Annotated in this window: 12 protein-coding genes; 8 read left to right on the top strand and 4 right to left on the bottom strand. The window is 40.4% G+C overall.

Features of this window, described 5'->3' with window-relative positions:
* Window positions 1-26: 26 nt before the first annotated feature.
* Together nasC and nirB are read right to left on the bottom strand one after the other, a co-directional pair.
* Window positions 27-2,183, bottom strand: coding sequence for an assimilatory nitrate reductase catalytic subunit NasC (nasC, locus tag HOO54_RS04575; protein ID WP_172292978.1), 2,157 nt, complete (start codon window positions 2,181-2,183; stop codon window positions 27-29).
* The gene (nirB, locus tag HOO54_RS04570) at window positions 2,180-4,474 is read right to left on the bottom strand and encodes a nitrite reductase large subunit NirB (protein ID WP_172292976.1); all 2,295 of its coding nucleotides are present in this window, start codon (window positions 4,472-4,474) and stop codon (window positions 2,180-2,182) included. Before nirB ends, nasC begins: the two co-directional genes overlap by 4 nt.
* A 203-nt stretch (window positions 4,475-4,677) precedes the next feature.
* Between nirB and HOO54_RS04565 the strand changes: the two genes are divergently transcribed.
* The 4 genes from HOO54_RS04565 (at window position 4,678) to HOO54_RS04550 (ending at window position 8,495) form a co-directional block, all read left to right on the top strand.
* A complete protein-coding gene (locus tag HOO54_RS04565) occupies window positions 4,678-5,250 on the top strand; it encodes a DeoR family transcriptional regulator (protein ID WP_172292974.1) in 573 nt (190 codons plus the stop codon).
* Window positions 5,243-6,886 (top strand): copper resistance CopC/CopD family protein, encoded by a 1,644-nt coding sequence (locus tag HOO54_RS04560; protein WP_172292972.1) that lies wholly within the window; start codon window positions 5,243-5,245, stop codon window positions 6,884-6,886. Before HOO54_RS04565 ends, HOO54_RS04560 begins: the two co-directional genes overlap by 8 nt.
* Window positions 6,887-6,888: 2 nt before the next feature.
* Window positions 6,889-7,524 carry a YcnI family copper-binding membrane protein gene (locus tag HOO54_RS04555; protein ID WP_172299348.1) on the top strand — a complete coding sequence of 212 codons (636 nt, stop codon included), beginning with the start codon at window positions 6,889-6,891 and terminating at the stop codon, window positions 7,522-7,524.
* A gap of 227 nt (window positions 7,525-7,751) precedes the next feature.
* Window positions 7,752-8,495, top strand: a complete 744-nt coding sequence (locus tag HOO54_RS04550; RefSeq protein ID WP_172292970.1) for a Bax inhibitor-1/YccA family protein — start codon at window positions 7,752-7,754, stop codon at window positions 8,493-8,495.
* An 81-nt stretch (window positions 8,496-8,576) separates the two neighbouring features.
* Here HOO54_RS04550 and HOO54_RS04545 read toward each other — a convergent pair whose 3' ends face one another.
* On the bottom strand, window positions 8,577-9,971 hold the full coding sequence (locus tag HOO54_RS04545) for an NAD-dependent succinate-semialdehyde dehydrogenase (protein WP_172292968.1): 1,395 nt from the start codon (window positions 9,969-9,971) through the stop codon (window positions 8,577-8,579).
* A 150-nt stretch (window positions 9,972-10,121) separates the two neighbouring features.
* Window positions 10,122-10,418, bottom strand: a complete 297-nt coding sequence (locus HOO54_RS04540; RefSeq protein ID WP_253907615.1) for an ArsR/SmtB family transcription factor — start codon at window positions 10,416-10,418, stop codon at window positions 10,122-10,124.
* A 140-nt stretch (window positions 10,419-10,558) separates the two neighbouring features.
* Between HOO54_RS04540 and HOO54_RS04535 the strand changes: the two genes are divergently transcribed.
* The 4 genes from HOO54_RS04535 (at window position 10,559) to HOO54_RS04520 (ending at window position 14,196) form a co-directional block, all read left to right on the top strand.
* Entirely contained in the window at window positions 10,559-10,858 is a 300-nt protein-coding gene (locus HOO54_RS04535) for a putative quinol monooxygenase (protein ID WP_172292966.1), read from the top strand.
* Window positions 10,851-11,588, top strand: coding sequence for an NADPH-dependent oxidoreductase (locus HOO54_RS04530; RefSeq protein WP_172292964.1), 738 nt, complete (start codon window positions 10,851-10,853; stop codon window positions 11,586-11,588). Before HOO54_RS04535 ends, HOO54_RS04530 begins: the two co-directional genes overlap by 8 nt.
* Window positions 11,589-11,914: 326 nt before the next feature.
* Window positions 11,915-12,787 carry a TetR/AcrR family transcriptional regulator gene (locus HOO54_RS04525; RefSeq protein WP_172292962.1) on the top strand — a complete coding sequence of 291 codons (873 nt, stop codon included), beginning with the start codon at window positions 11,915-11,917 and terminating at the stop codon, window positions 12,785-12,787.
* The gene (locus HOO54_RS04520) at window positions 12,784-14,196 is read left to right on the top strand and encodes an MDR family MFS transporter (RefSeq protein WP_172292960.1); all 1,413 of its coding nucleotides are present in this window, start codon (window positions 12,784-12,786) and stop codon (window positions 14,194-14,196) included. Before HOO54_RS04525 ends, HOO54_RS04520 begins: the two co-directional genes overlap by 4 nt.
* Window positions 14,197-14,207: the final 11 nt, after the last annotated feature.

Below are 14,207 nucleotides of genomic sequence, written 5' to 3'. Positions count from 1 at the left end.
TAATTTTGTAAACTTTCTGTGACTTTTTATGACAATTCATTCACATGATTGTCAAGAATAGGCTGGATACGGACAGCACAAACTTTAAAACTGGGCATCTTAGAAGACGGATCTAAATCATCAGCAACCAAATGATTCACATTTTGTATACCTGACCAATGCATAGGTACAAAAACGGTATCTGGTCTAATCGCTTCAGACAGCACACTTCTGACGATGATGCTGCCTCTTTTTGATTCGATTTTCACCAAAACACGATCTTCAATTTTATACTTCTCAGCTGTTTTTGGGTGGATCTCCATAAATGATTCAACATGTCTGGCTAAAAGCGCAGGACTCTTCCTTGTCTGCACACCTGTTAAATAGTGTGACATCACCCTCCCTGTTGTTAAAAACAACGGGTATTGTTCTGTTGGTTGCTCTTTTTGAACAATCGGTTCATTAGGAATGACAAACATTTTCGCTTTTTTGTCTGGATGAGCAAACTCTGTTTCAAACAAACGCTTTGTTCCAGAATGACCAGGTTTCGGGCAAGGCCATAAAATGCCATCTCCCTGTCGAAGGCGCTCATAAGTGATGCCAAAATAATCGGCCGTTCCCCCTTGACTCGCTCTTCTAAGTTCATTAAAAATGTCTTCTGCTGATTGATAGGAGAAAAACTGGCTTTTTCCAAGTACAGCTGCAATGTCACAAATAATTTGCCAGTCATGCTTCACCTCACCTGGACAAGGTTTTGCTGCCTCCCTTAAAGTCACTCTGCCTTCTACATTTGTCATTGTTCCTTCATCTTCAAGAAAAGATGATGCTGGTAAAATCACATCGGCCAGTTTTGCAGTCTCCGAAACAAACAAATCTACAACAGCGAAAAACTTTAATTTCCTTAAAGCGTTCTTGACAAAGTTGGCATTTGGACTTGAGACAACAGGATTTGAACAAAATGTCAACATGCCTGTGATCTGTTGTTTGTCAATTTTCTTAATCATTTCATAAGCAGAAACACCCTTTCTCGGTAATTCTTCTTTTTTAATATTCCAGACATTTGCTATAAAGGAACGGTCTGCTTCATTTTCAATTGAACGATATCCTGGTAACTGGTCTGCTTTTTGCCCGTGTTCTCTTGCCCCTTGCCCATTCCCTTGACCAGTGATCGCAGCATATCCACAACCATACTTTCCAACTTTCCCTACTGATATTAGAATATTCAGTAAATTTTTGACGGTTGCCACCCCATCTGTTTGTTGTTCGACCCCTCTTGCTGTAAATATCATGCCTGTTTCTTCCTGTGCAAATTTTATAGCTGTTTTTCGGATTTGTTCGATCGGCACACCTGTCTTTTTTGATATTTCTCTAAGATCTAAAGAAGTCACGTAGTGTTTAACAGCTTCAAATCCAGACACCCGCCTCTCGATAAATGAATCATTTGTCAGCCGTTCTTCAATGATGATCTTCAGTATACCGTTTGCTAGCATAGCATCTGTTCCCGGCTTCACCTGAAGATGCAGGTCAGCCATCTGAGCAGTCAATGTTTGCCTAGGGTCAATGACAATAATAAATGCACCGTTTTCTTTTGCTTCTTTAAAGTACGGCATCATCGTCGGCTGACATTCAGCAATATTCGTTCCCGCAAGAATCATGACCCTTGTATGCGGAATCTCTGAAAGTGTGTTTGTAAAACCACGGTCCATACCAAAAGTTTGAGTTGCAGCGGTCGCTGCCGCTGACATACAATACCGGCCATTATAGTCAATGTGCTTCGTCTTTAAGGCAACACGGGCGAATTTTCCAAGCAGATAAGCTTCTTCATTTGTTAATGATGCACTTCCATAAACACCTAAGGCATCATGCCCGCTTTGATGTTGAATGCTTGTTACTTGCTCTCCTATATATTGAAGTGCTTCTTCCCAAGATACGCGGACAAATGTGCCGTTTCTTTTCATCAGCGGATGGGTCAGACGTTCCGAATGAAAGACATGTTGGTGGGCATTCATTCCTTTTAGACATAAACGACCTTTTGTTGTTACATGATCAATTCCTCTAGCTGTATATTGTTTGTTTGTGTGCATTGTTTGTTCAATCAACTGCATTTGACATTGCATACTGCAAAACGGGCACTGTGTATCATATATTTTTTCTGACTGTACTTGTGTTTGTTGTTGGAAATATTTTGATAATGGTTTGGTCACATCAACTCAACCCTTTCCAGATGTTTCGCGTTTTCAAGTTGTTTTTGCAGTTGACTGCGTAGCCCATGATCAAATAATATTTCTCGAATATGAATGAGACCAATGCGTCTAATCCATTGTCTGATTTGTTCGCGATAATTTGCCGATTCGCGATAGTACTGGAGAAAACCTTTCAGAAACTCTCCTGCCTCCGCTAATGTATGTGCTACAACGAGCAGCTCTCCGGCACAAGGGTTCGGTCCGCCTTTTCCGCCAACAAATATGTCAAAACCGCTGATTGACTGGATCACACCAATGTCCTGTAAAGAAGCATGAATACAATCATTCAAACAACTGGAAATTCCGATCGATACTTGTGCCGGCAGTAAAAGCCTCTCGATCACCTTCTCAAGCTCAGCGGCAAATTCGAGCATCACATCTGGTTGCCTGCATGAACACGTTTTGATTGAGCCGATCACCTGTTTTTGTAATAAACAAATCGGTATTTCTAATTCTTCTTTTATATTTGTGAGATTTTCTTTGTCTATCCCCGCCAACATGATTCTTTGATCATTTGTAATAAACACTTGAGGAATTTGATATTTTTCAATGACTGTGCTCATTCGTTTTAGTTCGGAAGCATTTGTTATTCCCCCGTACATTTGCGGAACAATTGTACATAAACGATGTTCCTCATCGACTTCTCCCATTTTCCTACTAAAACCAGCGTGAATCATCGTCACATAATAATCAATCGCAGGTCGACAAATAGAGCATCCATCGCGATTTTTCCAGTGCAATGCTGTGATGACATCCTCAACAGAAGTCAGATTTTTCATCTGTATTTCGTTGACAACTTCGTCTTCCTGTAATGTCGTGCAGGAACAGAATGATTTAGATGATGTTTGATATTCTTGATCCGCTATATCGACCAACAACTCCTCAATCAACAATTTGCAGCCACCGCATGAGCCAGATGCCTTTGTACAATGCTTTACATCTTCAACTGTTTCTAAACGATACGTTTGCACCGCTTCAATTATCATGCCTTTTGATACCCCATTGCATTGACAAACCGTCGCTTCAACCGCCATTGAAGCGACTGGACTTTCTTCATCTAATTGCAAAAGTTCTTTTTTCACTATTGAAATATCCCTTTGTTTGACCATACTTTCTAACAGTTTTTGTTTGCTGTTTGTCTCCCCATATAAGATCACACCAACTAATCGATCAGCTTGAAAAATGGCTTTTTTATATATTTTAGCTGACTCATCAACAAGTTTGATTGCCATTGTCGTGTCATCCTCCATCACCTTACCTGCTGAAAAAACATCAATTCCGGCAATTTTCAGCACAGTCGATTGAAGAGAACCTTTGTAATCATCAGATGGCAATCCGCAAATTTGTTTTGCCAACACTTCTGCTTGCTCATATATGGGGTTGATAAGCCCATAGACGACTCCGCGATGTTCTGCACATTCTCCAACTGCATAAATCCCGTTAACATTTGTCTGCATCTTATCATCGACAATAATCGCACGGTTTACGGAGATGGCACTCATTTTTGCTAGTTCTATATTCGGTCTCACACCGGCAGCTAGCACAACAAGATCAGTGTCAATCTCTGTACCATCTTTGAATCGTACACCTTTGACACGGGATTCCCCCAATATAGCTTCCGTCTCTTTTTCTAGCAGAAAACGAATCCCCTGTTGTTCTAGCTCATCTTGAAGCATGGCTGCTGATTGGTGATCCAGTTGGTTCTGCATGATATATGGGGCTTGGTGAATGACATCAACCTTCACCCCAAGGTTCACCAATCCTCCCGCTGCCTCAAGTCCCAAAACCCCGCCGCCAATAACTGTTGCTTTTCGAACACGACGCCTAGCAGCATTGATCAACATCTGACAGTCTTCAATCGTCCGAAATCCATATACCCCCTGTTTTTCTACGCCGACAATTGGGGGAACAAATGGGGAAGATCCTGTAGCAATCACTAATTTGTCATAGGTTAGCTCACGATTTACATCTGTCGTTATAGTCTGTCTCCCAATATCAATTTGAACAGCCGTTTCCCCTGTATAAAGATGAATACCGTTCTCCATATACCAGCTATGACTGTTCACGAAAATATCGTTCAACTCCATTTCACCTTGTAAAACAGAAGACAATAAGATCCGATTGTAGTGAAGATGCGGTTCACGACCAATTATAGTGATATCAAATAGATCTTTATTATGCATTAAGATCTCTTCAACCACTCGAATTCCTGCCATACCGTTCCCTATTAAAATTAGCTTTTGTTTCTCCATATTCCCATCCCCTCTTAAACCTTATTATTTCATATTGAGTCGTACAGTGATTTAAACTTGTTACATTTTCTTACAAACAAATTACCGCTTTATGATGGTGTTAAAAATCACACTTTTTAACACTTTTTATCATTTTTCACTTGTATCTTTACCATTTATCTACTAATCTTATATAGGGACATGCAGAATGAAGGGGGAGGAGAATGTTACCGATCAAACGCAGGCAACAAATTTTAACATGGGTTCAGGAAGAGGAAACACTCAAAATTTCCGTTATTTCTAAAAGGCTAAATGTATCAGAAATGACGGTGTATCGCGATATTAAGCCGCTCATCGAAAAGGGACAGCTGATCAAAACAGCGGGCGGAATTACGATTAACCGCGCCAAACAGACGTCAGGACAGATCTGTTTCATTTGCGGGAAACCGCTCAGTCAAAGGCTATCTGTACAAATCGTCAAAACGGACAGCCAGATTGAACAGTTTTGCTGTGCTCACTGTGCAATGCTTGGCTATGAAAAATTAAAAGAAAATGTGTCACAAATCATTTGCCGTGATTTTTTATTAGACATAACGATCAGCGCCAAAATGGCCGTTTTTCTACTTCATGCTGAGCTTCACTTAAATTGTTGCCAACCGCAGGCACTCTGTTTCGCCTCAGTTACTGATGCTGAGAAGTTTCAAAAAGGGTTTGGCGGAATGATTTGCTCATTTGACGAAGCTGCACAGATGATTCAAAAGGAAATGAAAGAAAGCTGCTGCTGTCACAATGAATAACATGGTTAGAAAAAAAGCAACGCTCTGGATCATGATGATTGTTTGTTTTTTTATTATTCCCAAAACCGCTTTCGCACACGCTTACATCGTCAATTCAACACCTCTAGAAAATCAAGAACTGAATAAAGCACCTTCCGAGATCAAACTTGAGTTTAACGAAGTGATTCAGGAGGGATTTCATTCCATTATTGTCAGAGATTCTTCAGGTGAACGCGTTGATCAAGGACAAACCATAATTGACCCGAAAAACGCAAAAGTGTTGAAAACAAAACTCCAGCAACACTTAAAAGATGATATTTATTCGGCTGAATGGAGAGCTGTTTCTGCTGACGGACATCCGGTCTCAGGGACAATCCCTTTTAGTGTTGGAAAAATTCAAGGCAGTCTGCCAAAAGGTGAGCAAAGTACGGCTGCAAATCAGCTTCCGAAAGCAGACACCATCATCGAACGTGTACTTCTTTACACAGGATTTTCTTTTTTGATGGGTTTGATTCTCTTTCAGCTTGTTTGGTATCGCCCCATCATGGGCTTGTCTCAACAGATGAAGCGGCGTATTCAACGGCTGATGAAGATGGCTCTAGTCCTGATTGGAGCAGGTCTGCTCATTCAGCTTCCACTTCAAACAAAAGCAAATGCCGGTGTTGCTTGGAATGAAGCTTTTCAACCGAATCTGCTAAAAGAAACATTACTGTACACAACAGGCGGAACATTATGGATGATCAATATTGGCTTGCTCATTGTCCTTTTTGTTTTTACATGGAAAACAAGTTATGTGCTGAACATCATCCCGCTTATTGGCCTCTTATTTGTCAAATCGCTTTCTGGTCATGCAGCTTCAACAAGTTCGAGGATGATGACAATCATCCTGGACTTTGTTCACTTAGGATCAGCCTCTGTTTGGGTGGGAGGATTGGCGGTCATCGCTTTATTGTTTGGAAAGGACTGGGTAAAATCAGACAGGTCCCACATTTGGGAAGCGATTCGTCGCTTTTCACCTTGGGCATTGTGTTCAGCAGGACTACTTGTATTCTCAGGTTTCATTAACAGCTTTTTTATCGTTCACACATTAAACAATCTTTTTACGACCTATTATGGAAAAGCTCTGCTGATCAAATTGGCACTCTTCTGTTTAATGATTGGGCTTGGGACATTTCACTATGTCCGTTTCAGAAAAAAACCGAAACACGTACGAGCAGAAACGATCAAAGCAGAATGGTTGATTGGGCTCCTTATTCTAATGACAACAGCTGTTTTTACCAATATTCCTAGTCCACATGCGCCCCTTCCACTGCCGTTTAACGAGACGAAACAGCTAGAAAACGGGGAAACACTATCTCTTGGAATCAGCCCGAACATACCAGGCTCAAATACGTTTGAAGTCAGGGTCAGAAACCGTAATGGAGAAATCAGCAAAGATATTCAAAAAATCGAATTGACAATCAGCAAAACTAGCCTTTTCGGAGATAAACAAGAAAGCACCTTCAACTTGGCCAAAAATAAACAAGGAATCTTCCGTTCAAAATATTTAAACATGAATGAAGAAGGTCTCTGGAAAATTCGTGTTCATGGTTTAACTGCATCATTTACTGAAATCAAAACTGTTTTTAATGTCAAAACAAACAAAAAGGAGTATTGATCATAATGAAAAAAACGATCTGTTTAAGTGCAATCATTGCTGTATTTCTGCTTTTTACCGTACCAGCCAGCGCCCATGTTACGATAAAACCAAAAGAATCTGCGACAGGTTCATGGGAGACGTATACAATGAAAGTTCCTGTTGAAAAAAACATTGCAACAACAAAAGTGGTTCTCAGTATGCCAAAAGGTGTTGAATTTCAGCAGTATGAACCAGTTCAAGGTTGGAAAGTCATTTCAGAAACAGGAAAAAACGGAAAAGTGATAAGAGTGACTTGGGAAGCAAAGAACGGCGGTATAAAACCTGGCGAGTTTCAACAGTTTACTTTCACTGCCAAAAACCCTGACAAAGAACAAAAAGCGGCTTGGGATGCCTATCAATATTACAAAGACGGAAGTATCGTCGAATGGACCGGTGACGAAAATGCCGATACTCCGCACGCTTTAACAAACATTGTCAATGCTTCTAAACTCGGTCAGGAAACGGTAAATGAACATGGTGCAGCAACAAAAGAAAGCCCAGTAGAGGAATCCGCAGGAAATCAAGGGATTCAAACCGCTTCTCTTATTCTTTCGATCCTTGCCGTGCTGCTTGGAGGCATTGCCTTAATCGTGACGATTCGCAGAAAAAAATCATAATATTTGATTCAGACGATATGTTTATCCATATCGTCTGAATTTTTATAGGTAATAGGACATAGTCTCTTTTACTTATTCTTGATATTTCAACGGATTTCAGGTGCATAACATGAGTTATTGTTATAAAATGACTATGGTCTAGACAGGAAATTTAGAAGGAGGATCGTTTTAAATAGACAGAAATTAAAATTAGCTATTTACATATTGTGAAAGGTAGGAAACGTATTTTGATTAGAAATAGAACGACTAGTAATCCAGCATTATCTCTAAATAGATGGGAAAATCAAATAGGTGTCGAAAATGACGGTCTAATGACTCAAAGCGGGGCCTTGCAAAAGACCGGTTTATTATTCATTATTATGTTTTTAAGTTTCATAGGGACTGCATGGTATATGACGACTTATCATTTAACTTTTGGTCCTATGATTGGCATTATGGCCTTTATTGCCTTTTTAATCGTTATCATTTCATGCTTTAAACCGCAGTGGAGTCCTGTTTTGGCACCGATTTATGCCATCGCCGAAGGAATTGTACTAGGCTCCTTTACACTATTCAACGAATTTATGCTTGAAGCATTCATCATTACAGCTGTAATTTTTTTCACTTTGTTCATTCTATACAGAGCAAAAGTCCTCCGAGTTTCAAATGGTTTTGTGAAATTGATTACTGGACTAACGATCGGAATTGCATTATTTTATTGCATTGAATTACTGTTAATGTCGTTACATGTTGCATCTGGAAGCTTGATCTTTGGAGGCAGCTGGATCACCTTAGGAATTGGTGTTTTCTGTCTATTTGTTGCCGCAAGTAATCTGCTCGTTGATTTCCGGATGATCGATGATGGAGCAAATGAAGGACTCCCTCAATATATGGAGTGGTACTTTGCATTGGGACTTATGATATCTATTGTCTGGGTCTATGTAGAAGTCCTAAGAATACTAAGAATTCTTTCTCGTCTATTAAATAATTAAGCGGTTGACCTCTAGCCAAGGTTACCCGAGAATATCAAAACACCTTCCGAATCTATGTGATTCAGAAGGTGTTTTCCACACTTATTGATCCAATCCGATCGACAAATATTTTGTTTCTAAGTAAGGTTCTATTCCTTCCTGTCCACCTTCACGTCCAATTCCGCTTTCTTTCATCCCGCCAAATGGCGCCTGTACGGTTGACGGTCCACCATCATTCCAGCCGACAATCCCATAATCAAGCTGTTCTGACAAATAAATGCCACGGCGGTAATTTTCCGTAAAGAAATAAGCAGCTAAACCGTATGGAGTATCATTAGCCAGTTTAATGGCTTCTTCCAATGTTTGAAAAGTAATAATTGGTGCAACTGGACCAAATGTTTCCTCATGCATGATTTTCATTGAAAGATCGACATTCGTTAAGACAGTCGGATGAACAAAATAACACGATTTTTCATCATCAACATCATATTTCGCACCGATCAACACATTTGCACCCTTATCAACCGCATCATTGATTTGCTCAACGATTTTTTGGAAACCCTTTTGATTAATAATGGGACCGACTGAAATACCTTCTTCAAGACCGTTCCCTACTTTTAACTTAGCAACTTCCTGATTGAGTCGATCAGCAAACCGATCTTTAATTGATTCATGGACGATCAGCCGGTTTGCACATACACAAGTTTGTCCAGCATTTCTAAATTTAGAAAGCATTGTCTGTTTGACTGCCAGATCAATATTAGCATCCTGATCAACGATCAATGGCGCATGACCGCCAAGCTCCATAGATAGATGCTTTACCGTAGAGGCACTGTTTTTCATCAATTGCTTACCGACTGGTGTAGATCCTGTGAATGTGATTTTGCGAATGAAAGGATGGTTTGTAAAAATAGAGCCTATCTCTTCTCCATCACCAATGACACACTGTAAAACATCTGCTGGAATACCAGCAACATGTCCAAGGCGTACCAGTTCAAGCGCGGTCAGTGGTGTATCAGGAGCAGGCTTTATGATAAAGGTGCAGCCTGCTGCCAAAGCTGGTGCCGCTTTCCTCGTAATCATTGCCGCAGGAAAGTTCCATGGCGTAATTGCCGCAACCGGACCGACAGCCTGACGTGTGACGATAATCCGTTTATTTGTAACAGATGCAGGAACTGTCCTTCCATAAACACGCTTAGCTTCCTCTGCATACCATTCGATATACCCCGCCGCATACGTGACTTCACCAAGCGCTTCTTGATATGGTTTTCCATTCTCAAGCGTAATGATTTTCGCCAATTCCTTTTGATGTTCGCCAATGAGATCGAACCATTTTTTTAACAATGAAGCTCGATGTGTTGCCGAGGTTTTCGACCATTGTTGAAACGCTCGATGTGATCGTTCGATGGATTCTTTGACTTGCTGAGCGGATTGCTCGGGAACAGACCGAATTTTTTCTCCTGTCGCTGGGTTAAATACTTCTAATCTACTAGTCAATTCAAATCCTCTCCCCTGTTTCTCAAATACTCAATTACACCGAGCAAGTGCCCGGATATAAAAGGTAGTCTTAAGAGGATAGCAAATCAACCTGCTGTTTTCCAATTATATGTTTAAGTGAGAAATCCGTGAATTTCAATAAAAATTTCGTTACCATCGCTCTTTTTCAACCTGAAGAATGGCTTTCAGCAACCCTGGAAATTGACGTTCGATCTCATCTTTACAAAGTGAATAATAGTGATGCTTTCCTTCAATTCGCACCTTAATAATGCCCGCTTCCCTTAGTACTTTGAAGTGGTGGGACAACGTCGATTTTGCAACATGAATATTGGAATATGCGCCGCACGTTTTTTCGGTTGTTTTTGACAAACATTTGACAATTTCCAATCTGATCGGATCGTTCAAAGCATGTAAAATAGAAGTTAACGTCATTTTATATGTTTTCATGGGTTAAATGTATCATAACCCTAACTTGAAAACAATTGTTCTCTAGCAAGCAAAATGGTTGCCAAATCACTCTAGTGAATGATACGATTCAATCAGTTCGATGAACATCGAACAATTGGTCATAATGGAGGAAGAAACTTATGATTATCTTGCAGGCTTATATGAATGTCAAACCGGAAAAACGTCAATCTTTTTTGAATGGAATTCAAACCCTTCTCGAGAGTTCACGAAAAGAGACGGGAAATACGCAATACCAGCTATTTGAAAATACAGAAAACCCAAATCACTTTGTCATGCTTGAACAATGGGAAGACGAAAAAGCACTTTTAGCTCATCAACAAACAGAACATTTTCAATCCTTTATTGGCTCATCAACTGACACTTTGGCAGAACCGCTTCAAATTATACGTACTGAGAAAGGAATCCATACATATGAATGACGTTTTAAAAACATTAACAGATCACAGATCCATTCGCAGCTATACGGATGAACCGGTAAGTAAAACACAGCTTGACAGTATCATCCAATCTGTACAGGCTGCTCCGACTTCGATTAATGGTCAACAAGTTACCGTTATTACTGTTCAGGAGAAGGAACGGAAAAAGAAAATCGCCGAACTTGCCGGCGGTCAACCTTGGATTGAAGAGGCTCCTGTCTTTCTTCTATTTTGCGCAGATTTCAATCGAGCAAAGATTGCTTTAGAGAAAAATGGTGAAGAGCTCGCTATTACAGATGGGATTGAATCCATCCTCGTTGGAGCCTGTGACGTCGGAATTGCCCTGGCAAATGCGATGACAGCCGCTGAATCTATGGGACTTGGCATCGTACCGATTGGGGCTGTACGCGGTCAAGCTGTGGAACTCATCGAACTGCTCGATATTCCGAAATATGTATTTCCAGTATCAGGACTTGTCATTGGACATCCGGCAAACCGTTCTGCTAAAAAACCACGCTTGCCTCAAGAAGCGGTCATCCATCATGAAACATATCAACGCGATTTAAAAGCACAGATCGATGAATATGATGATGAAATAGCTGAATATATGAAAGAACGTACAAATGGGCAGGAATTAAGAAACTGGTCACAAGGGATTACCTCTTATTACAACCGCGTCTACTATCCCGACATTCGGATGATGCTTGAAAAACAGGGATTTAAATTGAAATAACCTTCATCTCTCGGAGCTGTCTAAAAAGTCCTTTTTCAACATAAATCAGGGGGAATTGCGAGACTCCTGCGGAAACAGCGAGCCAGGCGAGACCCAAGAGGAGCAAGGAACGAGCTCCGAGGAGGCTCGCGGATCGCCCGCGGAAAGCGAGCAAATTCCCCCATTTTTATTCAGCCACACGACTTTCAGGACAGCCCCGTTCTTTTGTCATCATAAGCTAAAATCATTGACTAACACCAAATCAATCTGCTAATATTCTCGTATCAAAACTCTTGGGTTTTTTAGTGACTCATGAGTTTTATCTTTTTTGAGAGAAGGACACTAGCATGAACGAGAAAAAATTAGCTATTATCAAGGCTGCTAAAAAGTTGTTTACCGAAAAAGGTTATCACAACGTTTCAATGCAGGCGATCGCTGAAGCGTGCAAAATATCAAAAGCCTCCATTTATAAATTATTTCAATCAAAAGAGGACCTTTTACTAGCATTGACCAACTTCAGAAAAGAGGAAATGTTAAAAAAGGGGGCAAAAATAAATGCTGATTCAAGCTTATCTCCGCGGGAAAAACTAACGAAAAAAATCGCTTTGGAAATCATGGAGTTTAAAGAAAACCGGCAATGGGTTCATCTCATGTCAGATGATGGTTCATTTCCAAACACAAAAGTCTTCAAAAAACATCTTCGCCAGACAAAGTCAATGATCATCTGTTGGCACAAAGATTCGATCATTCAAGCGTATGGAGATAAAGTGAAGCCGTTTATATGGGACCTAGTGATGATCTTCCATGGGCTGATGAGGGAATTTTATTTCTTAGTGACCGGCAAAAAAACAAAACCGGATATTGATGCCATTCCCCACTTCATTTTAACTGTATTAGATTTGTATGTGGAGAAATCAAGCGGTCATAATTCTTTATTAAATGAAGAGATGATTGCCAGCTACAACAGTTCGATAACACCCCACTATCCTCAAAAAGAAGAACTGCTAGCTAGTCATTTACAGCAAATAAAAGGCTTGATCACTTCACATGTAAATCACAAAGATTTATTATCTACAGTTGCCTTACTTGAAGAAGAATTGTTTGCTGAAGAGCCTCGGATGTTCTTAATTGAGGCTCTCCTTGATTATTTAGAGAAAATGAAAGAATTACAACAAGAGATTTCACAAATGAAAACCATATTAAGAGGGGATGTACAATGAACCCACAAACTGAACATGACACATATAATCGAAAAGTGATTGTCGGTTTACTCATACTAGGAGCTTTTATTGCAATTTTGAACCAGACACTTCTCGTGACTGCACTGCCGCACATCATGGCAGATTTAAACATAGATGAAACAAAGGGACAATGGCTAACAACCGCCTTCATGCTGACGAACGGTATCCTGATACCGATAAGCGCTTTTTTAATCGAAAAATTTTCAAGCCGCACACTAGTGATTACAGCAATGGGGATCTTTACAGCAGGAACAATTGTCGGTGCATTAGCCCCTAATTTTCCAATTCTTTTAACCGCACGAATTATTCAGGCGGCAGGTGCAGGAATTATGATGCCATTGATGCAAACGATCTTTTTAACGATTTTCCCAATTGAAAAACGCGGGTCAGCAATGGGAATGGTTGGTTTGGTGATCGCTTTCGCACCAGCAATTGGACCGACATTATCCGGTTGGATTGTTGATAGCTACACATGGAGATGGTTATTTTATATTATTTTGCCAATTGCTCTTATCGACTTACTATTAGTCACAATACTGATGAAAAACGTAACGAAATTGAGAGAAACATCGCTTGATGTGTTCTCAGTCATCCTGTCAAGCTTAGGTTTTGGGGGATTATTATATGGCTTCAGCAGCGCTGGTTCAGACGGGTGGCTAAGTAACACCGTCATGATTTCCTTTTTAATTGGAGCGATCTCTTTATTCTTCTTTATTATGAGACAGATGTCGCTTAAAAGACCTATGCTCGAATTCCGTGTTTTTCAATCATGGACATTCAGCATCACCACGTTCCTTGGAATGATTGTCTTTGCTTTAATGATCGGGACGGAAACAATTTTGCCGTTGTATACACAAAATGTGAGAGATGTTACGGCTTTTGACTCCGGTCTGATGCTGTTGCCAGGAGCAGTTGCCATGGGAATTATGTCGCCGATCATTGGCAGAGTTTTTGATAAAATCGGCGGGAAAGGGTTAGCCATTATCGGTTTCGCGATCTTGTTGTTGACAACGATTCCGTTTGCAGATTTGAATATGGATACACCACTTCCATTTATCGTCGTGATATACACTGTGCGAATGATCGGGACTTCAATGATCATGATGCCGCTGACAACAGCTGGTATTAATGCGTTGCCACCGCACCTTATTCCACATGGAACTGCAATGAACAATACGATGCGCCAAGTCGGTGGCTCGATCGGTACTGCTGTCTTAATCTCTGTCATGAGCAGTTCAGCAAAAAATGCCAGTACCACAAACCCGCTCAGTGCATTGACACATGGAATAGACTCCGCATTTATCGTTGCGGCAATTTTGGCACTGATTGGCTTTATCCTTTCATTCACACTGAAAAAGAAGCCGCAAAAACAAAAACAGCTTGCATAACAAATAAAACT

The organism is Bacillus sp. WMMC1349, from assembly GCF_013155385.1.
Lineage (GTDB): Bacteria > Bacillota > Bacilli > Bacillales > Bacillaceae > Bacillus.
Note: the sequence above shows the minus strand (reverse complement) of the source record. Positions and strands in the feature narration are given on the sequence as shown.

What these genes read in the sequence shown, in the direction of transcription:
- nirB (WP_172292976.1), bottom strand. Translation starts at nt 4,474, where the DNA reads ATGGAGAAACAAAAGCTAATTTTAATAGGGAACGGTATGGCAGGAATT.
- HOO54_RS04565 (WP_172292974.1), top strand. Translation starts at nt 4,678, where the DNA reads ATGTTACCGATCAAACGCAGGCAACAAATTTTAACATGGGTTCAGGAA.
- HOO54_RS04560 (WP_172292972.1), top strand. Translation starts at nt 5,243, where the DNA reads ATGAATAACATGGTTAGAAAAAAAGCAACGCTCTGGATCATGATGATT.
- HOO54_RS04540 (WP_253907615.1), bottom strand. Translation starts at nt 10,418, where the DNA reads ATGAAAACATATAAAATGACGTTAACTTCTATTTTACATGCTTTGAAC.
- HOO54_RS04535 (WP_172292966.1), top strand. Translation starts at nt 10,559, where the DNA reads ATGATTATCTTGCAGGCTTATATGAATGTCAAACCGGAAAAACGTCAA.
- HOO54_RS04530 (WP_172292964.1), top strand. Translation starts at nt 10,851, where the DNA reads ATGAATGACGTTTTAAAAACATTAACAGATCACAGATCCATTCGCAGC.
- HOO54_RS04525 (WP_172292962.1), top strand. Translation starts at nt 11,915, where the DNA reads ATGAACGAGAAAAAATTAGCTATTATCAAGGCTGCTAAAAAGTTGTTT.
- HOO54_RS04520 (WP_172292960.1), top strand. Translation starts at nt 12,784, where the DNA reads ATGAACCCACAAACTGAACATGACACATATAATCGAAAAGTGATTGTC.